Source organism: Gracilibacillus kekensis (assembly GCF_900143085.1).
Taxonomy (GTDB): Bacteria; Bacillota; Bacilli; order Bacillales; family Amphibacillaceae; genus Gracilibacillus; species Gracilibacillus kekensis.
In genome coordinates, this window is sequence record NZ_FRCZ01000006.1 from 15,526 (window position 1) to 36,987 (window position 21,462).

Consider the following 21,462-nt stretch of genomic DNA (forward strand, 5'->3'; position numbering starts at 1 on the left):
CCTCCGGCTCCTTTCTTTATAAAAGAAGAGATGAAGCAGTTGATGATATGGTATGAACAGGCTGAAACAAAAAAATTACACCCGGTTACTCGTGGGGCTATGCTACATGCTATTTTTGTTGGGATTCACCCATTTATTGATGGAAATGGTCGGACATCACGTTTGTTATTAAATTTAGAACTCATGAAAGCTGGTTTTCCACCAATTGTTATTAAAGTGGAAGATCGAATAACTTATTATGAAGCATTAGATAAAGCACATACACAAAAAGAGTATGATGACTTTATTAACTTAGTCGCGGGCGAAGTAGAAGATTCATTGGACCTATATTTAAGTACAATAAATAAAAACATTTAGTAAAATCCACAGTAAAGATGTTATGTTCTGGGTTTTAAAGATATCAGGGAGGAATATATAAAATTGTGATATACCGAATTTTTAACAATTATAGAAACATCGTCAAAGATAGTACACACTCTCTACTCAGGAAGGCATAATTTAATAGCTGCTCAAACTTTTGATGTATAATGAGAAGAGGTGGGATTAAATTCTATTGTTGCATCCAACAGATACTATGTTAATTCTAGAGTGAAGTCTTGTCCGGAAGATAAAAGAAGCGATTTATTAATACGTTTAAGTATTTAGGTATGATCTAAGCTGTTTTCGATTCACTTTGTAATATTTAGTGTCATTATAGTTTTTCATTTATTTTAATTGAGGATTTCAAAGAAAATTCAAACAAAGATAAGTTGGAAAAGTGACCGGAAACATTAAAAGTTACTAGAATTGAAATATCATAAAACCTTTAAAATGTTGATTTTAAAGGTTTTATATACATTGTTTATAGTTATTTTTAGATGTGTAAGCTGGGCGGCATGATGTAATATTAGAAAGCGGAAAGGGCTTGCCAGTCGCGACACGCATAAGCAGAGCACCTGCACTTAGGTCATTGAAGTGGAACTGCTTATGACGCGAGCTACTAGCTCTTGTTGCTGGACTGCCTATCCAACTCTTCATATGAGTGGTTTTTTAAGTAAGAAGAGAGTGTAATGCCTAACATTTTGCTCACATTGAAGATATTAACGGAGGCTTCTCATGAGTTCACTGAACTTTTTGGAAGCCTCTTTTTTCATTTCCTGCGCAAATCAAGGTATTGATGTCCCTGATGAGAAACCAAAAGTTGGTAAACGAATTCTGATATTTTTGGAATATTCCTTACTTGGGTACAAAATGATTTTGTTCTAGTAAAATCCATAATTGCTCAGTGATGTCTTCTGGGGAATAAGGCATTGATTCTATTATCCACCACTCTATTACACTAATTGTTGCCGAGGGTAAAAACTGTATAAGGATCTCCTTGTTTATATTTTGATTTATCCCGTTCAACTCCAATTGTTCCTTCATTCCTGCTTTCATGACATTTAATATTTTTTTTCGGAAAGTGGGGACACCTTTATTTGTTAACAATATATGGAAAGTAAATGAATGTTCCTCCAAATAGTTAAATGTCCGTAGTAAGGATGACTTAGAAGGGTAACTACCAGACCCTTCAGGTAGGCAAAAATTGAGCAATTTCTGTATTTTCCCTTCTATACATTGTTCTAATAAATCGAACTTGTCTTCGTAATGTAAGTAGATTGTACCTCTATTAACATCTGCTCTCTCCGCAATCGAATTAATGGTGATATCTATAAAATCATTTTCCGCCATTAAACTAATTAGTGCTTCCTCTATAGCTCTTTTAGACTTTTTAATTCTTTTATCCATAAAATTCTCCCTCAAGAATTATTTAAGCAAAATTAAACATGATATTTTTATTATAATTAACAAATGTCTAAAAAGAAACAGATGATTATTTTCTTTTCGTTGAACAAATATCTTTAATCTGTTCATTAATAAACAAAAGTGGTGTAATTAACGATTGATTTGAGGCCAGACTGTCACTAAACTTATAGATAATAAACATTTGTTGAATAAACACATAAATCTACCAATTTCTCAAAAAAACTTTTAACGATGAAGAGAGGTATTAAGATGAAAGTATTAGTTTATGGAGCCGGCGTTTTAGGTAGCCAGCTTGCCTACTCACTGGTGCGTGGGGGAAATGATGTTTCCATTTTAGCCAGAGGAAAAAGATATCAACAATTGGAGGATGATGGAATTGTTATTCGTCATTATCGCCGACGAACAAATACTGTCGTTACAGTTAATGTGATCGATAAACTGCAACCTGAAGAACACTATGATCTCATTTTTGTTGTGATGAAATATAATCAATTCTCAGCGGTTCTTCCGATATTAGCTGGAAACATAAGTAACAATATTGTGATTGTTGGGAATAACGCTGATGCAGAACGTATGCAAGCAACTCTCAATGAAAATAGCGAAGTCAAAAAGAATACTGCGTTTGGTTTTCATGTTAGTGGAGGGAAAAGGGAGGAAAGCGGTCGTGTTATTTCCATACGTGGAGGAGGTGGACAAATGGTAATAGGTGGTTTAGATGGTGATTTATCATTTAAATCTGCCATAGAACAGGCTTTTAAGGAAGCAAAGTTTAAACTAAGTTATAATGAAAATATTGATGCATGGCTTAAAAGTCATTTTATACCGATTGTTGCTATGAACTCAATTCATTATATAAATAACTTTGACTTTAAAAAAATAGCTAAGGATAAGAAGGCATTAATGCAGATGGTTTATGCAATGGATGAGGGCTTTATGGTTTTAGAAAGAATGGGATATCGAATTGATCCAGCATTTCAAGTGAAACTGGTTCGTCGCCATCGTAATTTTACCTACAACGGTTTGAAAATATTTCATAAACTTCCGATGATTAAATTGTTTGAGAGCTCCTTTAGTGAAATTGAAGCCTTGTATGAAAAATTTGATGAATTGAAAGAACAAGCAAATATTTCAACTCCAAATTGGGATGACTTAAAAAAACGATCAACTGCTAAATATAGAGATGAGGTTATTCGTTAGTCATTCTCACAGATAATGTATAATCTCGCTTAAACATTTTGCTAACACACTCCAATGAAAAACGGTAAATACTCGTTATAATTATTCAAACCAGCAATATACACAACGTTAATTAATCGCATTTTTTACAGCTCTTGATAACTATAGAAAAGTTAGAAGAGTTAACCAGATTACCTGACAGTGAGGAAAAATTGTTAATTGCAACAGGAAAATATGCAGGAGAAGGGTTTGATGATTCTAGATTAGATACACTCTTTCTTACAATGCCAATCTCTTGGAAAGGAACGTTGCAACAGTATGTAGGACGGCTTCATCGGGAACATAGTGGTAAAGACGAAGTGAAAGTATTTGATTATGTTGATTCAAATGTTGAAGTTTTACAGAAAATGTTTGAAAAGCGGTTAAAGGGTTATAAAAATATAGGTTATCGTATACGTGGTGAAAACAAAGAGAAAAACCAACAAATTCAGTTATTCTAGTGATTTTAAAAAATAAAGAGATCAAAACAATATGTAAAGATTCTACTGTTTTTTTGAATGTTTTTAGTATTAATGAAACCAGTAGAAATAGATTGGTGCGAATTAGAAATACCTTTAAATAGTCCTAGAAGGAATTACTGTTGGTGGCAAAACGCTACGTGAACACTTGGAGGTTATTAATCATTCATTTTGTAGAGGAGATTGTGCAAAAGGATGAACCTTTATCAGAATGGCAAATTAAAAATATACATCGTCTTGTACTAAAAGGAATTGATGATGAATATGCAGGGGTTTATAGGGATCAGCAAGTTTTTATTTCTGGTGCTAAACACATTCCTCCGGCTCCTTTCTTTATAAAAGAAGAGATGAAGCAGTTGATGATATGGTATGAACAAGCAGAAACAAAAAAATTACACCCGGTTACTCGTGGAGCTATGCTGCATGCTATTCTTGTTGGGATTCACCCCTTTATTGATGAAAATGGTCGTACATCCCGTCTGTTATTAAATTTAGAACTCATGAAAGCTGGTTTTCCATCAATTGTTATCAAAGTTAAAAATCGAATTGCTTATTATGAAGCATTAGATAAAGCACATACACAAAAAGAGTATGATGACTTTATTAAGTTAGTCGCGGACGAAGTAGAAGATTCATTAAACCTATATTTAAGTACAATAAATAGAAACACATAATAAACTATACAGTTATGCTAAAATTTTGCTGAAGAAATCCTAGTATATTCAAATATAACAGAGCCTTTTCATTATTGATTAACACATATGAGAAGGCTCTATTCTATATCACTAAGGCGTTGATGTCGATTTAGAAAGAGTAGTAAGATAAATTTATTATATGTCTAATTAATGACTGTTTACAAATACTAGTTCCTATTTAAGGTAACACTATGTACTTAATAGAACAAAGGGATAAATACATATACTCGATCATTGCATAAAATAATGGCATAATAAACATAAAATATAAAAGTAAGGATGACTAGATGAGACAGTTAATAGATGTAAAAATAAAATCAAAGTCGGTTAAAGCCATAAATAATGGTTATCCGTTACTCTCAAAAGAAGCTGTTAAAACTTCAGAAGCGAAGATAGAAGAGGGGAGCATCTTGCGTTTAATCGATCCGGCTGGTAAATATATCGCAACAGCTTATTACGGTATACAAAATAAAGGAATAGGCTGGGTTTTAACGCATAAAGAACAGGAAAAAGTCGATTTGAAGTTTTTTATTAAAAAAATTAGCGAAGCTGTGGCAAAGCGGGAAAGTTTTTATGAAGCAGAAGATACAACTGCTTTCCGCGTGTTTAATGGGGAAGGAGACGGTATCGGTGGATTAATTATTGATTTCTTTAACGGCTTTTATATGGTGAGTTGGTATAGTGAAGGCATTTATTCTTTCCGTGAATCTATATATCAAGCGTTGAGTGAAGTGGTAGATGTTCGTGGTCTCTATGAAAAATTACGTTTTAATAAAAATGGACAATACTTGGAACAGAATGATTATGTGTCAGGTGAAAAGGGAGAATTCCCTTTAATTGTTTCGGAAAACGGGATGAAATTTGCGGTAGATCTAAATGATGGGGCAATGACAGGTATATTTCTAGATCAGCGTAATGTACGAAAAAGATTACGTGATCACTACTCAAAAGGGAAAACTATTCTTAACACTTTTTCATATACTGGTGCATTTTCTGTAGCAGCAGTTCTAGGAGGTGTGACAGGGACCACGAGTGTAGACTTAGCAAAGCGTAGCCTGCCAAAAACAATCGAGCAATTTGCAGTCAATGATATTGATTATGAAGCACAGGACATTAAGGTGATGAATGTCTTTGACTATTTTCGTTATGCGGTCCGTCATGAGTTGAAATTTGATGTTGTCGTATTAGATCCACCAAGCTTTGCACGAACAAAGAAAATGACATTTAGTACGGCTAAAGATTATCCGAAACTATTAAAAGATACCCTGAAAATCACCAATGACGATGGAGTCATTATTGCGTCCACCAATAACGCTAGCTTCAATATGAAAAAGTTTAAAACTTTTATTGATAAAGCATTTACCGAAACTAACACACGCTACAAAATTATAGAGGAGCACCAGTTGCCAGAAGATTTTATTGTTCCACATAACTATCCGGAATTTAATTATTTAAAAGTTGTATTTATAAGGGTAATGAACTGAGGGCTAACAACCTTCAACTAGCTTCACTGACTAGAACCTATTTTTCATTATGATCGCTCGTCATAATTGATCTAAAAACAAGCATATAGTCATTCTCACAGACTAAATAAAGTAAGTTAACCGACCTTGCCTTTGCCGAGCAGGGGACAAAGGCAAGGTGGATGTCATTTACATAAGGGAAGACCGTTATCATCCGTAAATGATAACGGTCTATAGATGGATTAAAGCTGTTTGTTCAGCTATTTTAATCTCTCTCTTAAAAAATGATTAATGAGATAAGCACTGGTTTCCAAATCTTCCTCAAGAGGGAAATGTCCTGTATTTAATAAATGGACATCGCAATCTTTTAAATCTATTTGGAAAGCTAAAGCCCCTTGAGGGCCAAAGAACATGTCATTTTTTCCCCAAGCAACCAATGTAGGAGGTTGATAAGTTCTAAAAAACTCCTGCCAATTTGGATATTGTTTAAGGTTGTTTCTATAGTCGTAATACAAAGCAAGCTGTATTTCATCATTTCCAGGACGATCTAAAGCTATTTGATCCATATTCCATGCATCTGGACTAATTCGATCAGGATGACGAGTCCCATCTATATATTGATACTTTGTAAATTCTAAAGTCAAAAGCGATTTTAAATTATTCTTATTCTCTTCGGTAGGTTTTTCCCAATATTTTCGTATAGGATCCCAAGCAGGCATTAATCCTTCCTCATATGCATTGCCGTTTTGCGTTATAATAGCTTGGATTCGCTCAGGGTGTTTAGTTGCCAATCGGAACCCTACAGGAGCTCCGTAATCATGTATATAGATACTGTATTTTTCTAAATTTAATTTCTCTACGAATTGATTAATTAGAAGTGCGATGTTATCAAAAGTATAATCAAATTCATCCATTCCTGGTTGATCACTATTCCCAAAGCCTGGGTAATCAGGTGCGATAATATGGTATTCATTCATCAGAATCGTTATTAAATTCCGATACATATGAGAAGAAGAAGGAAAACCATGAAGCAATAAAATTGTAGGATTATTTCTTTCACCAGCTTCTCGATAAAAAATGTTAATGTTATTAATATTTACTGTTTTGTACTGTACTGACATATTTTCACCTCATTAAATTATTAAAATTTGTGTGACAATCGATTAAATACAAAAAATTTAGTTAATATTTATCCATTATATTTCACGCCCTTTTATAACCTCTAAAATAATCTTTTAACAGTTATACAATATCATGAATTCTATAACTTGTAAAATGTCTTTTTAGAGGTTAACATAATAAGTGAGGTGAAAACATGAATAAAATACAATTTACACTAGGTGGAACTGCGTGGATTAACCTGGTTAATACGAGATATCTATCAAATGAAAAAGAGGTTGATATTCTTCTTGAATCATCAAAAACTTTTAAATGGCTAGAGGAGAATCACTTATTACGGGAGTATGATGTAAAAGTATTAGAAGACAAAGAATGGTTAAATTTATTGACTAACGAGCTGATTTCACTTCGTGACCTTTGCAAAATGATTCTCTCTGACTTAAAACAGCAAGAAAAACTTTCTGTAACAACGATTGAACAATTGAGCAGAATGGTTCAGGAAATTAATGTTAACTTAGCAGTTATCCCAACGAAAGAAAAAATAAAATTGGTGTCCGAGGGCAAAACTACCAGAGATCATGTGCTGTACAATATTGTTTACTCAATAACTCACACATTGAATAGTATTTCTAACGAACGTATTAGAGAGTGCGAACATCAGGATTGCATTCATTACTTTGTTGATACATCAAAACCCGGAAAAAGAAGATGGTGCAGTATGGAGCTATGTGGAAATCGTCAAAAGGCAGCCGAATTTTATGCAAGAAAAAAGAATAAGAAGTAATATATAGTAATGGATTAGAACAATTATATCGTGTGAAATTTAAGCTTTAGAAAAATTATAATGGGTACTATCTTCTTGGTGATATAGCTTGCGCAAACTCGTGCCTTCAGTCGTGAGTAAGCAAGCTTCGGTTAGTGCATCGTTTTAGCGATGCTCATCAACTACGGGGATAGCTTGGTAAATAAGAGAAACCGCTGCTTGTAAAGAAATAAACGAGCAAGTAGGCTCTCTTCCCAAGAATCTCGTGACTTTAGTCATGAGAGGTTCAAATGCTTTGTCTACTTCTGCTAGCATTTCATAGGTACCTGCATATGTTTCACATACATCTCCAGGAATGGGAAATGGTCTGTGATTTTCCGTAATTGATTAAATTCATCATGTAAGTTAGGCTTATTTCCCTCAGCATTATTTACTTTTTCACTGATTCTTTCAAACAATTCACGTACTTCAAAGGCTTCTGGATGATTTTTACCATGGGCACGTGTAATCGCAGTGGTGAATAACTCGAGCTTTTCGAAATGGTTTGTGATTACTTCGTTAAATGTTTTTTCAGTCATCTTTTCTCCCTCTTTTTTAATTTTTTTGATTTGCTAAGCAGATTTTACTTTTGATTTGACGACCGGATAACCGAGGTCTTCAATTGCTTTTTCAATATTGTTAATAGCGACTGCTTCTGAATCAAAATTCACTTTTACCTTACTTGCATTAAATAATACCTTTAAGCTGTTTTGATCAATTCCGTTTATACCTTTCACCGCATTTTCGATTTTTTGCAGACATGATGGACAAGATAATGTTTCTAATTGAATAACTGCTTTTTGCATGATTCCTTCTCCTTTCAAAATATCTTTGGTTTTGTTTGAATTACCTCTTTTGCTTTACAATTTAAGTATAGCTCAGGTCCAATGGAATGAAATTGACGCGTATCAAGTTTTCGAGTAATTAAAGTATTTTATTTTTCTCTGTCTGCATACTCCCAAAAGTTCTATTCTAGTCTCATGCCCTTTTTAAACGGTATCGGAGCAACCTCATTCCATTTATAATAACGACTAAGATACTTAATTCGTGAACCAGCATTCCAATCGACATGTTCATCCATTCGCTAAATAGTAGGCTGGCAAGTAGAATCAATACGACACCGACTGCAATAATGATGTTTTGTTTCATGTTGTTTGAGGTTGATTTGGTCAGGCCTAATGCATGTGGTAAACGACTAAAGTCAGAGTTCATTAACACAACATCGGATGTTTCAATGGCAACATCTGTTCCACTCTCCATAGCGATACCAATATCCGCCAAGGCTAATGAAGGACTATCATTCACTCCGTCACCGACAAAGGCAATGATTTGGCCTTCTGCTTGCATTTTTTCAATATAGGCTGATTTTCCTTCTGGAAGCATATGACCATGTGCTTCAGTTAACCCAAGTTCTTGAGCAACCAAATCTACGGTTCCTTGGTTGTCCCCTGAAAGAACAACTAGATTTTTGACTCCTAGTTTTTTTAAGTGTTGAAGATCTTTTTTTACACCTGGACGGATTTGATCGCGAATACCCATCAATACTTTTAATTCGCTGTCGATCGCAGTTAACACAAGAGAGTTCCCGTTTTTCTCAAACCGTTCGACGTCTTTTTTTGCTTTTTCGCTTAATTCCACATTTTCTTTTTTCATTAAAGCAACGTTACCAACAGCTATACGATGATCGCCGATTTTTGCTACAATCCCGCCCCCTTTAACAACTTCGGTTTCTTCAACCGTATAAAAACTAGTCTTGCCAATATCTTGCAGGACAGCTTTTGCCAGTGGGTGATCCGATTCACGCTCCACACTTGCTAAGTATCCTAAAACTTCCTCGTTATTGTTTCCATAAACTTCTTTTTCGGCAACTTCAGGATTCCCTACTGTCAATGTTCCTGTTTTGTCAAAAACGATCGTATTTACTCTGCTAAAGTCGTTGATCACTTCACTACCTTTTAGAAGTACACCATTGCGTGCACCGTTTCCGATTCCAGCGACGTTCGATACTGGTACCCCGATCACTAATGCTCCTGGGCATCCTAAAACAAGTATCGTGATCGCGAGTTCAATATTTTTTGAGAATAACCAAACAATAAAACCAAGGATTAGAACAGCTGGCGTATAGTATTTTGAAAATCGATCAATAAATCGTTCTGCTTCTGATTTGGAATCCTGTGCCTCTTCCACTAATTCGATAATTCTAACAAATGTGGTATCTTCTCCAATACGGTCCGCTCTAATTTGAATGGTTCCGTTTTCTAAGATCGTTCCTGCAAATACTGCTGAATCAACTTTTTTACTCACCGGCACAGATTCTCCAGTAATACTTGCTTCATTAATATGGCCTTCACCAGTTAACAAGGTACCATCTACCGGAACTTTTGCACCGGTTTTAACCAACAGAATATCATCTTCTTCTACAGCATCGACGTCTATTTCTTCAAATTCTCCATTTTCCATTTGTTTAATAGCATTTTCTGGAGCAAGTTCTGTTAATTCCTTAATGGCAGAGCGTGTTTTATTCAAAGTTCGTTGTTCCAAGTAAGAGCCAAATAAAAATAAGAAAGTGACAATGGCGGACTCTTCATAGTTTTGAATCAATACTGCCCCAATAACGGCAATAGTGACTAATACATCGATACTGACTACTTTTACTTTTAATGCCTGATAAGCTTGAATCGCAATTGGTGCTACACCAAGAATGGATGCAATAATAAGCGATCCATTGAAGAGGAGATTGTTTTCTAAACCAAATCGGCCCAAGAATCCTAATGCAATTAAAATCGCACTGATCAGTGTAATGAAATTCTTCTTGCTTAGTATAAATTTTTGCATATGAATTACCATCCATTTCTATTTTATTTTTGTTCTTGTTGATGACTCTAGTATAGGGTCCTTTTTTAAAATAGAAATTGATGCAAATCAAGTTATGAAATTAATCTGACTAAGAAAAAAAAGTGGCTTTAATCATCTTGTATTTAAAAAGAGAACAATATGGATACTAAATATGAACCATGAGAGAAGAGAAAGTAATGAGAGAATTTAGGACGGGATAGAGGAGTTAATTTTAGAGTATTAGTGAGTTCATAAGAAAATTTTAAAATTTGTAATAACATGTAGAGAATTTTATCAACAACATGATCCTGTTACGAAATGCAACTCCCAATATGAGAAAATAACCCACTCTCTAATAGTAAATAGAGAGTGGGTGTGCTGAGTTATAATGTAATTTAATCAATAACACGTGCGACTTTTTCATTACAATGTTTACAGTAACCTTTAAGCCAAATGTTATAATTAGTGGAATCAACCTCGTAATTAACTATTGTTGTTTCTCCGCAATTGCTACAAAATACATTGCTTTCAAGTTTTTTACGCAAGTCACTTGGCATTTCCAACCATCTTTTTTTGCTAATTCATCGTTAGGCATAGTAATCCCCCTTTTAATTTCTATATAACGAAATGATTCAACTCTATTTTTCCTTACTTAAGTTTAACAGCATTATCAGTTAGTAATCCAATTTAATTAGTTGAATTTTAATTTTAATTATAAAAGATTCCTTCTAGGAGTCTAAGAGAACAAGGGATGGCTTGGTTTATTGATTATATAGTTGGAAAATAGGGTTGATAATTTGGATTAGCAAAATAGGGTGGTCTAGGTCCAATTATCGGTACCTTCCAGAGGGAAGGGTTATCATTATATAACAACATTTCTTTTTTGTGAGATTCTTTTACTAATAAATACACTACTTCAGGATTGTAATAATATTTCATTTTTTCACCTCCTGAAATTAGACTATGCACATTTCTTAGCAGGGAACCAGTTTGATTTGGCGAGAATTCTCATAAGACAAACATGATCAACGCCCAAAATACATAAAGTACTTCATACGGTAAAAAAGGTTGGAAGGAGGCTGAATCGGTGGATAATAAAGATCCGAGCAAGCAGAAGTATCCCATGCATCCCAATTATGGGAAGATAACTCGTTATGAAGAGGTTGCCTTGACGGTTCCAGAACAGCGGCAATTTCGGCAACCGGGAGTAGAAGAATTGATGGTCCCAAGGCCGATTATTGAAAATCCCAACTACAAGGGGAGTGGAAAATTACAGGATAAGGTTGTACTTATTACTGGTGGTGATAGTGGGATAGGCGCAGCTGCAGCAATTGCTTTTGCAAAAGAAGGAGCAGATTTAGCTATTGCTTACCTCGATGAACATAATGATGCAATCAGAACGAAGAATCGAATTGAAGAATTGGGCAGAAATTGCTTGCTATTGCCAGGGGATTTAAGAGATAAGGAACAGTGCATACACATTGTAGAAAAGACAATTGAAACATTTGGCAGGCTCGACGTTTTATGCAATCATGTTGGTATCCAATTTCAACAATTAAGTTTAGAGGATATTACCGATGATCAATTTGATGATACGTTTAAAGTTAATATATATTCGCATTTTTATACTACCAGAGCAGCACTAAAATACTTAAAAGCGGGAAGTTCAATCATTAATACCTCTTCTGTTGTTGCGTTCTATGGGTATGATCAATTGATCGATTATACAGCAACGAAAGGAGCAAATATTGGATTTACCCGTGCTCTTGCCAGAAACTTAGTTGATAAAGGGATTAGAGTAAATGCAGTTGCCCCTGGTAAGTTTTGGACCCCATTAATACCTTCCAGTTTCTCTGCCGATGAAGTCACACTTGCAGGTAATCCAATGGATCGTCAAGGGCAACCATTTGAATTGGCCCCAACGTTTGTTTATCTTGCCTCAGATGATTCTCGATTTGTCACAGGTCAAACATTACATGTAAATGGTGGTCAAATATTTGGTTAAGGTAAGTGTAACGGTGTAAAAGTTAGGTAGTGGCTAACTTCGTGATACGTTTTGGCGAGTAAAGTGAGTCTAAAACTTGCACTCAAAAAAGTCTCTCTTTACTTGTAGCTATTAATATTTCTTTCTAATTAAGCATAAATTGATCCATTTTGTACATAATAAAGCTATAATTTGTATAATTGGAGGTACTTATGACAGATAGAAAGATATATCTAACATCAGGTGAAATTGCTTCTTTATGGACGGCATATATGAATGAAAGTATGTTGAAATGCGTACTGCGTGTTATGTTGCAACATATTAAGGATTCTGAAATAAATGAAGTCATTCAGAGCGCTTATGACGTTTCTTCGAATAATCTGGAACAATTGCAAACTATTTTTGAACAGGATGATTACGCAATACCAAGTGGATTTAATGAATCAGATATTAATTTGGATGCACCGTGGTTGTATACTGATACATTTTGTTTAAATTATATAGCTCACCTGTCAAGAGTTGGAATGCTAGGCTATAGTGGCTCTCTCTCTTTGACTACGAGGAGCGATATACGAGATTACTTCACTCAAGTTTTGAATCAGTCTGTGAGCCTTTTTAATCATTCAAGTGAGGTTTCCTTATCAAAAGGAATAACGGCTAGGCACCCCTATATGGAAGTTCCAAAAGAACAGGATTTTGTAGAAAGTAAAAAATATATGAGTGGATTAAATCCATTTAATGAAACAAGACCACTAAACGCTGTTGAAATTTCTCATTTGTATTTAAATATTATGACAAATTCGATAGGTGTCAAATTGTGTTTATCATTCGCTCAAACTTCGCCAACGAAAGAAGTACAAGAATTTATGTTGCGAGGGAAAGAGGTTTCAAAGAAACATATTAAAATTTTCGCTGATACCCTTTTTGACGATGAAATAGAGGCCACGCGTCTTCCAGACCTTTCTGTTAGTGATTCTACTACTCAAACGTTCTCGGACAAATTAATGATGTTTCATATGTCACTGATGATGACAGCAGGAATCGGCAATTATGCTACTGCAGCAGCAACAAGTCAACGAAATGATTTGGTACTTAGTTATGAGCGACTATCATTGGAAGTAGCAAAGTTAGCCAAAAGCGGAGCAGAAATTATGATTAAAAATCATTGGTTAGAGCAACCACCAGGAATTAAAGATAAAGAAAAGTTGGCTAGAAAAAAATAAAAAAGCTGTTCATTCAGCTTTTTTTATTTTGCTTCTTTTCCCATATATATCTTTCTAGTAATTATTTGTATCAGTAACCCTACTGAGACCCCGGGTATTACGCTTATTATTGGAAGCCAAATAGGTCCTAATACTATCTCAAATATAGCAAAACTCGATGAGTAAATGGTTCCTACCGTTACAAAATAAGCAGAAAAAACAAAAGGCAAAAAAGAATAGGGTTTTTTCCCACCGCCAGCATCTCGATAGGCATCCCACATTGCAAAAAAATATAAACAAGGATAAAACAGAAGCCATTGATAGTTAGCGTGATCAATAGCTGCTTGAATTTCTCCGTAAAAGCTTAAAATCAGCACAGTGTTTAAATTACCTAGTACATTAACTAAAAATTCTAAAATAATGAGGATAATTCCTTTAACTATTTTTCTGTTTAGCAGTTGACCAAATCCAGGTAGTGCGATGCTCCATAATAAAGCTTCAGATGCCTTCACTTTGTTTAACCTTTCTGAAGGAATGAAACAAATGTTTTATAAGAGATACAATGTTATGTTTTTGATTCATTTCCACACCTTCTTTAAATAATTGTCAGTCCTATACCGGTAAGTCAGTAGTTCTAATGGATTTGACTTCTCAAGGGTAAATGACATCTTTAATATAGCTTTTCCTATGTTTTAGAGCATCTACCTACTGGATAGGTGTTCTGAAAATGCCGATCCTGATTGTGTCGACCCAAGTATAAGCATTTTTCTAAAAATGGTTGAACAAAAAAAGTATTCCTTTTTTGCTTCACCTGTTAACCGACTAAAATAAGAGTACAGCAATCTTATGTTTCATATAGCTAACAGAATTTGCATCAACGAATCTTTTATATAAATCATTTCAATGGTTATTAATCTCTTCTTTTTTTTCCCAACTTTACATGTTTCTATACTAATTAAAAACAGAAATTCTGTCAGTGGTAGTTATTGCTGAATTTATCTTGGGTAATTCGTGTATGTCTTCTTCGCAAAGGATCGATACAAAAAACGGGCACTAGCCTGTTTGCGAATGGTGGCTCTTAGAATACGATCTTGAGGCTCTTGGCTATTTTCACATTTGACGAAACCCAATTTGAGTAAATATCAGAAAGATACTGTTCGTTTAGCCTCCACTAATTACTAAAATGAAGCCAATTGACAAAAATATACATACTAACTTATAATTTTATACCATAAAGACCACTTTTCTAAAGGAGGTTTATATGAATAATAATTCTAAAAATGTAACCGCTTTCGATGATGAGGTCTGTATTAAGAAAAATCATCGCATGCTTCTCATGGTAGCAACTGCTATAGTGCTTTTTTATCTGTTAATTCCCTTTGTTTTATCTATTTTTTTAAAGGAGACAACATCCTTTTTTCTTTTGTTTGCTTGGGTATACGTCATTTTTCTGTTTCTCATGACATGGGGGATAGGGGTCTGGCATTACTTTTACATGAAAAAATATCATCTGATTTTAGAGAGAAATGTTAAACAGACCAATTAGGGAGAGTATTTATGAATTTTACTTATTTTATTTTCTTCGTTGTTATTGTGATAGGTACCCTCGTTATTACTCATTGGGCGGCTGAACGAAGCAGAACAGCGCATCAGTTTTATGTAGCTGCAGGGAGTTTGACAGGCATGCAAAATGGTATGGCAATTGCTGGAGACTTTATCAGTGCTGCATCATTTCTCGGCATTACGGGATTAATTGCATTATATGGTTATGACGGTTTCTTATATGCCTCGGGTTTTTTAATTTCTTACGTAATATTAATTTTATTAATTGTGGAGCCTGTTCACAGGCTTGGAACGTATTCTGTAGCAGATGTAATCTCTGCAAGATTTCCAGGCAATCGAATGCGAGCGGTTGTTTCAATTAGTGGTATTAGTATTTCGATATTGTATATGATTCCACAGCTAGTGGCCTCAGGTTTATTAATTCGGCTTTTACTTGGTGTGGATTTTCGAGTATCTGTGGTCATTATCGGTATTTTAATGACAGTTTATGTAGCCTTTGGTGGAATGGTCGCAACATCCTGGGTGCAAATTATTAAAACGGTGTTACTAATGGGTGGAACATTACTCGTTGTATTTATTTTACTTTCATGGATGAACTGGAATTTCTTTGATTTAATAAATCAGGCAGTTGAACAGAGTCCACATGGAACTGCTTATTTTTATCCAGGTAATTTGTTTACACATCCCATCGAGAAGGTATCACTCACCTTGACTTTATTACTTGGCACATCAGGGCTTCCACATATATTAATTCGTTTTCTTACCGTTAAAAACGCAAAGCAGGCTCGATTGTCCGCGATGTCCGCTTCATGGATCATAGGTATCTTTTACATTATGACACTTATCTTAGGAGTGGGAACGATTGCTCTTGTGGGTAGTGAAGCTTTAACACAAGTAGACCAAAGTGGTAATTTGGCTGCATTGTTACTCGCTGAAGCTGTAGGTGGCGACTTTTTGATTGCTTTTGTGATGGCAGTAGCTTTTGCTACTATCATTGCAGTGGTGACCGGATTAATTTTTGCCGCTACGTCTTCCTTTGCGCATGATATCTATTTTCACCTGTGGAAAAAGGAAAAGGTAGAAGAAAAGAAACAGCTCCAAGTCGCACGTAGGGTAGCTGTTGTCATCGGAATCGTATCGATACTTTTATCAATTGAAATGGAGCATAGTAATGTTGCTTTTCTTGTATCGAGTACATTTGCAATTGCAGCATCTACTCTATTTCCTTTATTAATTTATACAATTTATTGGAAGCGTTTTAATAGGAAAGGTGCTTACGCAACGCTTCTCATTGGATTTTTCACGTCCATCGCCTTAGTTGTGACTGGTCCAGAAGGGTTTGGTATTTCACCACTTGCTAATCCTGGAATTATTACCATACCGGCCGGTTTTGTTGGGGGAATCATTGGTTCGTTGATAGGTAAAGAAGAGGAACAAGGCTATCAGCATTTGCTTGTAAGGCTTTACAGAGAGAAACAGGAGGCTGTCTCGCATGATTGATCTCACCATTGTGCTATTTGAACGAATAGGTTTACTATTGCTGGCAGTTTTCATGTTGACACAAGTGCCAGGGTTTCGTACATTATTGGACCGGGATATCGCATTGGATACAGTGATTTACTTAGCGATCGTTTTTGGATTTATTGGAATATTAGGGACCCATACCGGTGTTTTAATTAGAATGGATACATTAATCGTGGAATCCCGAATAACAGACGTAACTTCTAACGAGGTACTGATAGGATTCAGTATGGTGGTAGTCATGATTGCGGGACTATTAGGTGGCCCGTATGTGGGTATTGGGGCAGGTGTAATCACAGGTATTTACCTATCATTTTTAGGAGGTGAAGCTTGGATCGCCAACAGTCTCATTAATCCGTTGGCAGGGCTAATTACAGGGTGGACAGGTCAGTTTTTTTCAGAAGAACGGGTGATTGCACCAGGAAAAGCTTTGTTTATAGGGATGTTTCCTCCTGTTTTACATATGGGAATGCTTTTGATTTTTATTTCTGATCAGGAAACAGGTATTGAGTTAGTCAATACGATAGGTATTCCGCTTGTAGTGACCAATGCGATTGCACTGGCTATATTTACAATGATGATCCGAGCAGCCCTTAACGAAACCGAAAGAGAAGCGGCAATTGAAACGAATCGTGCTTTATCGATAGCAGAAAAAGCAATCCCTATTCTTCAAGATACTTCTTTAATCACTCAAGCAGACAAAATGGCAGCCTTATTATATGAAGAATTGGATGTAGCTGCAATTGCGGTGACAAACAAAGAAAAGGTTCTTAGCCACGTTGGACTAGGAGATGACCATCATCGACAAGGGGAACCACTTAAGATGAGACTTTCCCAAAAAGCACTTGATACGGGCGATATCCAAGTGGCGTATGATCGAGAAGATATTCAATGTCGCTTTGAACCATGCCCATTAAAAACGGCAATTATGATACCAATTTACAGGTCCGGAGAAATCATTGGTCTTATCAATTTATATTTCAGACATTCCCAGCAGATCCGAGCAGTTGAAATTGAATTGGCCAAAGGGTTGGGTACTATAATATCCAATCAAATTAGTGGTTTTGAAGCAGAACGAATGAAGGAACTATTAAAAGAAGCAGAAATACGGAATTTACAAGCTCAGATTAACCCTCACTTTCTATTTAATACGTTTAATTTGCTTCATTCCCTGATGCGCGTTAATCAAGAAAAGGCACGTCATATTTTGATACAACTGAGTCATTATATGCGGTCGAACTTAAGTATTGCCAGCAAGTCACTTATTCCTTTGAATACAGAGTTAGAACATGTGAATGCCTATGTGGAAATTGTCACGGCTCGTTTTATGGATCAATTAAAAGTAAACAAAAGGATTGATCAAGGCTTAGATGAAGTGATGATACCGCCTGCAACTTTACAACCTTTAATAGAAAACTGCATTCAGCACGGATTAAAGGATAAACAAATGAGAGGGAAAATCGAATTAATTATTACAAGGGAAGAAGACTGGGTATTTATTGAGGTAACAGACAATGGTAATGGTTTTGCAGAAAATAGACTCAAGCTGCTGGGACAAGAGCCAGTGGATCCAAAGAATGGTAATGGTACAGCCTTATATAATATTAATGAACGTTTAAAAGGAATTTTGGGTGAGGAAAGTCAATTACACTTTCAAAATCACCCTATAAGAGGGAGTTCTGTTTCTTTCAAAATATTACTGAATAAGAAGGTGAAGGATAAATGAAGCTACAAGTCATGATTGCAGAAGATGAACGTTTGGCACGAGAAGAATTAAGTTATCTGCTTCAACAGGAAGAGGATGTGTTATTGAGTCCTAGTGCAGAGAATGGCGAGCAATTATTACAGTTATATCGTGAATGTAAACCAGATGTATTATTTCTTGATATTCATATGCCAGGCTTAACAGGTTTAGAAGTCGCTAAGATTCTGAGAAGTGAAGATGGAAAAGAGCCTGTCATTGTTTTCACCACTGCTTATGAAACATATGCCGTGGAGGCATTCGAGCTTCAAGCTACTGACTATTTGTTAAAACCTTTTGATGAAAAGCGGTTATCAACCACTTTAATGCGTGTTAGAGAAGAACTTCCGAAAAGGATGAATAAAAAGCCAAAGATTGATAAACTGATTATTTCCACAGATAAAAAAATGATGGTTATTGATCCATTAGAAGTCGGATATGCTGTGAGAGAAGGCAGACAGGTCCTTCTTCATACATTAACAAATGAAGTATTTGTAACAAAAATGAATCTGAAAGAACTAGAAGAAAAACTACGTGCATTTCCGTTTTACCGGCCACATCGCAGCTATCTTGTGAATCTAGATGCAATAGAAGAAATTACACCTTGGTTTAATGGTGCCTATAATATTGTATTAAAAGACAAAGTGAAATCACAGATTCCGATGAGCAGAACAGTAGCGAAAGACTTTTTTGATTTTTTACAGGGTTTATCGTAACCATTCAGACAAACAAAACAACATTTTAAACAAGAAAGTCTGCATTTCACAGAAATTAAAAAATTTAATACGTGATATTTAATATACTAAATACAATTGTTAGAGTATTTAGTATTTTTTATGGTTCATAAGTGGATGGGATTTGTGAACGTATAATGGATAGGAACGCTGAATAAACAACAGGGATCGTATTAACACCATCAATATGTAAGCGTTTACTAACATAACTAAATACTCTAACTAAAAACAGGAAGGATGGGGTGATAGAAAATGAAACAGACTCTTAATGAGAAACAAAGGTGGTACTGGAAGAAAAACATCAAATTAATATTGAGCTTGTTAGTGGTTTGGGCATTAGTTGGATATGGTGGAGCAATTCTATTGGCTGAGCCACTCTATCATGTTCGCTTTTTTAATGTGTCACTATCTTATTGGATAGCACATCAAGGTTCGATCCTTGTATTTATACTATTAATCTTAATTTATGCTCTTCGTATGGATAAACTCGATAAGAAATATAAAGCAATGCTGAAGGATGGGGAATAAAACAGTTTACATGGTGACAAATGATCGATGGAGTAATAACCTACTCTGATCATAGTCTCACTTTATACAGGAGGGGTTTTATGAGTGTAGAAGCAATTACTATTATATTGGTTTTAATTACGTTTGCGATATATACGGGCATTGGTTGGTGGTCAAGAGTTAATGACACATCTAACTTTTATGTTGCTGGTCAAGGTGTCCCTACTGTTGCAAATGGGGCAGCCATTGCTGCTGACTGGATGTCAGCTGCATCATTTATCTCAATGGCAGGGCTTGTAGCATTTCTAGGATATGACGGCACGATTTATTTAATGGGTTGGACGGGTGGATACGTTTTATTGGCTTTGCTACTTGCTCCATATCTGCGTAAATTTGGGAAGTTTACTGTTCCTGATTTTATTGGGGATCGTTTTTATTCAAGCAGTGCTCGTTCTGTAGCTGCAGTAGCTACGATTTTTATCTCACTTACTTATATATCGGGACAGATGCGTGGGGTAGGAATTGTTTTTAGTCGTTATTTGCAAGTAGATATTGTGGTGGGCGTATTGATTGGTATGGCGATCGTTGGTTTCTTTGCATTATTAGGTGGTATGAAAGGGGTAACCTGGACACAAGCAATTCAATATTTTGTTATTATTATCGCCTTTATTATCCCCGCTGTTGCGATTTCCTTGCAATTAACAGGTAATCCGGTTCCCCAATTAGCCTTAACGACAAGTGATATTGTTGATAGATTAGGTCAAATTCAAGTTGATCTTGGTATGACAGAATATATGGCACCTTTTACAGATTTATCTTTACTGAATGTGTTCATGGTGACACTTGCATTAATGGCAGGGACTGCAGGTCTTCCACATGTTATCGTTCGTTTCTATACGGTTAAAAGTGTTCGTGCTGCCAGATGGTCAGCTGTATGGGCAATTATTTTTATTGGCTTGCTTTATTTAACTGCACCTGCTGTTGGAGCATTCGCTAAATACAATTTAATTGATACAATTGCCGATAAACCAATCGAAGAGGTGCAGAGTATTGAGTGGGTTAGCAAGTGGGAAACTACTGGATTATTACAATTAGATGATCAGAATGGCGACGGAGTTGTTAATTTCACTGGTGGGGACGATAATGAAGTCGTAATTGATGGAGACATTATTGTGTTATCTACACCAGAGGTTGCCAATCTAGCTCCTTTTATTATCGCTTTAGTTGCCGCAGGTGGTTTAGCTGCAGCATTATCAACGGCATCAGGTTTACTTATAACCATGACAAGTGCAGTTTCACATGATATTTATTATCGAATTTTTAATAAAACAGCCTCAGAAGCACAACGGCTGCGTGTCGGTCGAATCACTTTATTAATTGCTCTAGGGATTGCCGCGTATGTGGGGATTAACCCACCAGGATTTGCTGGAGAGGTTGTGGCACTCGCCTTTGGTTTAGGGGCGGCAAGTCTCTTCCCAGTAATTCTTTTAGGTATTTTTGATAAACGTATGAATAAAGAAGGGGCAGTTGCTGGTATTATCACCGGTTTGAGTTTTACATTAATTATGATTGGTGCAATCCTCTCTCCATCTATTATTGGAACAGAAGAACCGATTCTCAACAGTTTCTTTGGCATTAATGCTCAAGGGGTCGGTGTAATTGGTATGTTGCTTAATTTCATAGTTAGTTTCATTGTTTCAAGAATGACACCAGAACCACCTTCAGAAATTCAGCAATTGATCGAAAATGTACGAGCACCGGAGTTAGACGAACAACCAGAACAGTCTGTTAACGAAAAATAAAAATGTAATCTTGTA

The 21,462-nt window shown here is 35.6% G+C and carries 21 protein-coding genes; 14 read left to right on the forward strand and 7 right to left on the reverse strand.

The features are described 5' to 3' along the window. Positions 1-357 (forward strand): Fic family protein (locus BUC25_RS19605; protein WP_244535193.1); only part of this gene is annotated, 357 nt, incomplete at its 5' end. 858 nt (positions 358-1,215) lie between these two features. Here BUC25_RS19605 and BUC25_RS13930 read toward each other — a convergent pair. Further along, positions 1,216-1,767, reverse strand: coding sequence for a TetR/AcrR family transcriptional regulator (locus BUC25_RS13930; RefSeq protein WP_073202508.1), 552 nt, complete (start codon positions 1,765-1,767; stop codon positions 1,216-1,218). Between the two features lie 267 nt (positions 1,768-2,034). On the opposite strand from BUC25_RS13930, the gene BUC25_RS13935 reads away from it, so the two are divergent. The 4 genes from BUC25_RS13935 to BUC25_RS13950 all read left to right on the forward strand — a co-directional run bounded on the left by BUC25_RS13935 (position 2,035) and on the right by BUC25_RS13950 (position 5,658). Further along, positions 2,035-2,982, forward strand: coding sequence for a ketopantoate reductase family protein (locus BUC25_RS13935; protein WP_073202509.1), 948 nt, complete (start codon positions 2,035-2,037; stop codon positions 2,980-2,982). 134 nt (positions 2,983-3,116) lie between these two features. Continuing rightward, entirely contained in the window at positions 3,117-3,461 is a 345-nt protein-coding gene (locus BUC25_RS13940; RefSeq protein WP_211619586.1) for a hypothetical protein, read from the forward strand. A 143-nt stretch (positions 3,462-3,604) separates the two neighbouring features. Next, positions 3,605-4,153: a Fic family protein gene (locus BUC25_RS13945; RefSeq protein WP_244535194.1), complete on the forward strand. Its 549-nt coding sequence runs from the start codon at positions 3,605-3,607 to the stop codon at positions 4,151-4,153. A gap of 308 nt (positions 4,154-4,461) precedes the next feature. Further along, positions 4,462-5,658, forward strand: a complete 1,197-nt coding sequence (locus BUC25_RS13950; protein ID WP_073202511.1) for a class I SAM-dependent rRNA methyltransferase — start codon at positions 4,462-4,464, stop codon at positions 5,656-5,658. Between the two features lie 239 nt (positions 5,659-5,897). On the opposite strand, the gene BUC25_RS13955 is transcribed toward BUC25_RS13950, so the two are convergent. Further along, a complete protein-coding gene (locus tag BUC25_RS13955) occupies positions 5,898-6,758 on the reverse strand; it encodes an alpha/beta fold hydrolase (protein ID WP_073202512.1) in 861 nt (286 codons plus the stop codon). A gap of 194 nt (positions 6,759-6,952) precedes the next feature. Here BUC25_RS13955 and BUC25_RS13960 point away from each other — a divergent pair, with 194 nt between their 5' ends. Continuing rightward, positions 6,953-7,540 carry a CGNR zinc finger domain-containing protein gene (locus BUC25_RS13960; protein WP_073202513.1) on the forward strand — a complete coding sequence of 196 codons (588 nt, stop codon included), beginning with the start codon at positions 6,953-6,955 and terminating at the stop codon, positions 7,538-7,540. A 287-nt stretch (positions 7,541-7,827) separates the two neighbouring features. On the opposite strand, the gene BUC25_RS13965 is transcribed toward BUC25_RS13960, so the two are convergent. From BUC25_RS13965 to BUC25_RS19420, 4 genes are all read right to left on the reverse strand, one after another. After that, complete coding sequence (locus tag BUC25_RS13965; protein WP_073202514.1) at positions 7,828-8,097, reverse strand: hypothetical protein; 270 nt, start codon at positions 8,095-8,097, stop codon at positions 7,828-7,830. Positions 8,098-8,130: 33 nt separating this feature from the next. After that, positions 8,131-8,364 carry a heavy-metal-associated domain-containing protein gene (locus BUC25_RS13970; RefSeq protein ID WP_073202515.1) on the reverse strand — a complete coding sequence of 78 codons (234 nt, stop codon included), beginning with the start codon at positions 8,362-8,364 and terminating at the stop codon, positions 8,131-8,133. A 172-nt stretch (positions 8,365-8,536) separates the two neighbouring features. Further along, entirely contained in the window at positions 8,537-10,393 is a 1,857-nt protein-coding gene (locus BUC25_RS13975) for a heavy metal translocating P-type ATPase (protein ID WP_073202516.1), read from the reverse strand. A 768-nt stretch (positions 10,394-11,161) separates the two neighbouring features. Beyond that, positions 11,162-11,332 carry a hypothetical protein gene (locus BUC25_RS19420; protein ID WP_170862709.1) on the reverse strand — a complete coding sequence of 57 codons (171 nt, stop codon included), beginning with the start codon at positions 11,330-11,332 and terminating at the stop codon, positions 11,162-11,164. A gap of 184 nt (positions 11,333-11,516) precedes the next feature. On the opposite strand from BUC25_RS19420, the gene BUC25_RS13980 reads away from it, so the two are divergent. Both BUC25_RS13980 and BUC25_RS13985 read left to right on the forward strand, forming a co-directional pair. Continuing rightward, positions 11,517-12,398 carry an SDR family oxidoreductase gene (locus BUC25_RS13980; RefSeq protein WP_073202736.1) on the forward strand — a complete coding sequence of 294 codons (882 nt, stop codon included), beginning with the start codon at positions 11,517-11,519 and terminating at the stop codon, positions 12,396-12,398. A gap of 191 nt (positions 12,399-12,589) precedes the next feature. Continuing rightward, positions 12,590-13,600, forward strand: a complete 1,011-nt coding sequence (locus BUC25_RS13985) for a DUF3231 family protein (protein WP_073202517.1) — start codon at positions 12,590-12,592, stop codon at positions 13,598-13,600. 23 nt (positions 13,601-13,623) lie between these two features. Here the strand turns inward: BUC25_RS13985 and BUC25_RS13990 are convergent, their stop codons facing one another. Beyond that, positions 13,624-14,091 carry a hypothetical protein gene (locus BUC25_RS13990; protein WP_073202518.1) on the reverse strand — a complete coding sequence of 156 codons (468 nt, stop codon included), beginning with the start codon at positions 14,089-14,091 and terminating at the stop codon, positions 13,624-13,626. Between the two features lie 749 nt (positions 14,092-14,840). Here BUC25_RS13990 and BUC25_RS13995 point away from each other — a divergent pair. From BUC25_RS13995 to BUC25_RS14020, 6 genes are all read left to right on the forward strand, one after another. Next, positions 14,841-15,125 carry a hypothetical protein gene (locus BUC25_RS13995; protein WP_073202519.1) on the forward strand — a complete coding sequence of 95 codons (285 nt, stop codon included), beginning with the start codon at positions 14,841-14,843 and terminating at the stop codon, positions 15,123-15,125. Between the two features lie 11 nt (positions 15,126-15,136). Continuing rightward, positions 15,137-16,642 (forward strand): solute symporter family protein, encoded by a 1,506-nt coding sequence (locus BUC25_RS14000; RefSeq protein ID WP_073202520.1) that lies wholly within the window; start codon positions 15,137-15,139, stop codon positions 16,640-16,642. Next, on the forward strand, positions 16,635-18,389 hold the full coding sequence (locus BUC25_RS14005) for a LytS/YhcK type 5TM receptor domain-containing protein (protein WP_073202521.1): 1,755 nt from the start codon (positions 16,635-16,637) through the stop codon (positions 18,387-18,389). The genes BUC25_RS14000 and BUC25_RS14005 overlap by 8 nt, the downstream gene beginning before the upstream one ends. Beyond that, positions 18,386-19,120 (forward strand): LytR/AlgR family response regulator transcription factor, encoded by a 735-nt coding sequence (locus tag BUC25_RS14010; protein WP_073202522.1) that lies wholly within the window; start codon positions 18,386-18,388, stop codon positions 19,118-19,120. Before BUC25_RS14005 ends, BUC25_RS14010 begins: the two co-directional genes overlap by 4 nt. A gap of 270 nt (positions 19,121-19,390) precedes the next feature. Beyond that, a complete protein-coding gene (locus BUC25_RS14015; protein WP_073202523.1) occupies positions 19,391-19,666 on the forward strand; it encodes a DUF4212 domain-containing protein in 276 nt (91 codons plus the stop codon). An 80-nt stretch (positions 19,667-19,746) separates the two neighbouring features. Beyond that, on the forward strand, positions 19,747-21,447 hold the full coding sequence (locus BUC25_RS14020; protein ID WP_073202524.1) for a sodium:solute symporter family protein: 1,701 nt from the start codon (positions 19,747-19,749) through the stop codon (positions 21,445-21,447). Positions 21,448-21,462: the final 15 nt, after the last annotated feature.

Excerpts from the sequence above, each read along its gene's own strand:
- BUC25_RS13935 (WP_073202509.1), top strand. The coding sequence starts at position 2,035 with ATGAAAGTATTAGTTTATGGAGCCGGCGTTTTAGGTAGCCAGCTTGCC.
- BUC25_RS13975 (WP_073202516.1), bottom strand. The coding sequence starts at position 10,393 with ATGCAAAAATTTATACTAAGCAAGAAGAATTTCATTACACTGATCAGT.
- BUC25_RS14015 (WP_073202523.1), top strand. The coding sequence starts at position 19,391 with ATGAAACAGACTCTTAATGAGAAACAAAGGTGGTACTGGAAGAAAAAC.
- BUC25_RS13995 (WP_073202519.1), top strand. The coding sequence starts at position 14,841 with ATGAATAATAATTCTAAAAATGTAACCGCTTTCGATGATGAGGTCTGT.
- BUC25_RS14000 (WP_073202520.1), top strand. The coding sequence starts at position 15,137 with ATGAATTTTACTTATTTTATTTTCTTCGTTGTTATTGTGATAGGTACC.
- BUC25_RS13970 (WP_073202515.1), bottom strand. The coding sequence starts at position 8,364 with ATGCAAAAAGCAGTTATTCAATTAGAAACATTATCTTGTCCATCATGT.
- BUC25_RS13985 (WP_073202517.1), top strand. The coding sequence starts at position 12,590 with ATGACAGATAGAAAGATATATCTAACATCAGGTGAAATTGCTTCTTTA.
- BUC25_RS13955 (WP_073202512.1), bottom strand. The coding sequence starts at position 6,758 with ATGTCAGTACAGTACAAAACAGTAAATATTAATAACATTAACATTTTT.
- BUC25_RS13950 (WP_073202511.1), top strand. The coding sequence starts at position 4,462 with ATGAGACAGTTAATAGATGTAAAAATAAAATCAAAGTCGGTTAAAGCC.
- BUC25_RS14010 (WP_073202522.1), top strand. The coding sequence starts at position 18,386 with ATGAAGCTACAAGTCATGATTGCAGAAGATGAACGTTTGGCACGAGAA.
- BUC25_RS13930 (WP_073202508.1), bottom strand. The coding sequence starts at position 1,767 with ATGGATAAAAGAATTAAAAAGTCTAAAAGAGCTATAGAGGAAGCACTA.
- BUC25_RS14005 (WP_073202521.1), top strand. The coding sequence starts at position 16,635 with ATGATTGATCTCACCATTGTGCTATTTGAACGAATAGGTTTACTATTG.
- BUC25_RS13965 (WP_073202514.1), bottom strand. The coding sequence starts at position 8,097 with ATGACTGAAAAAACATTTAACGAAGTAATCACAAACCATTTCGAAAAG.
- BUC25_RS19420 (WP_170862709.1), bottom strand. The coding sequence starts at position 11,332 with ATGAAATATTATTACAATCCTGAAGTAGTGTATTTATTAGTAAAAGAA.
- BUC25_RS13960 (WP_073202513.1), top strand. The coding sequence starts at position 6,953 with ATGAATAAAATACAATTTACACTAGGTGGAACTGCGTGGATTAACCTG.
- BUC25_RS13980 (WP_073202736.1), top strand. The coding sequence starts at position 11,517 with ATGCATCCCAATTATGGGAAGATAACTCGTTATGAAGAGGTTGCCTTG.
- BUC25_RS14020 (WP_073202524.1), top strand. The coding sequence starts at position 19,747 with ATGAGTGTAGAAGCAATTACTATTATATTGGTTTTAATTACGTTTGCG.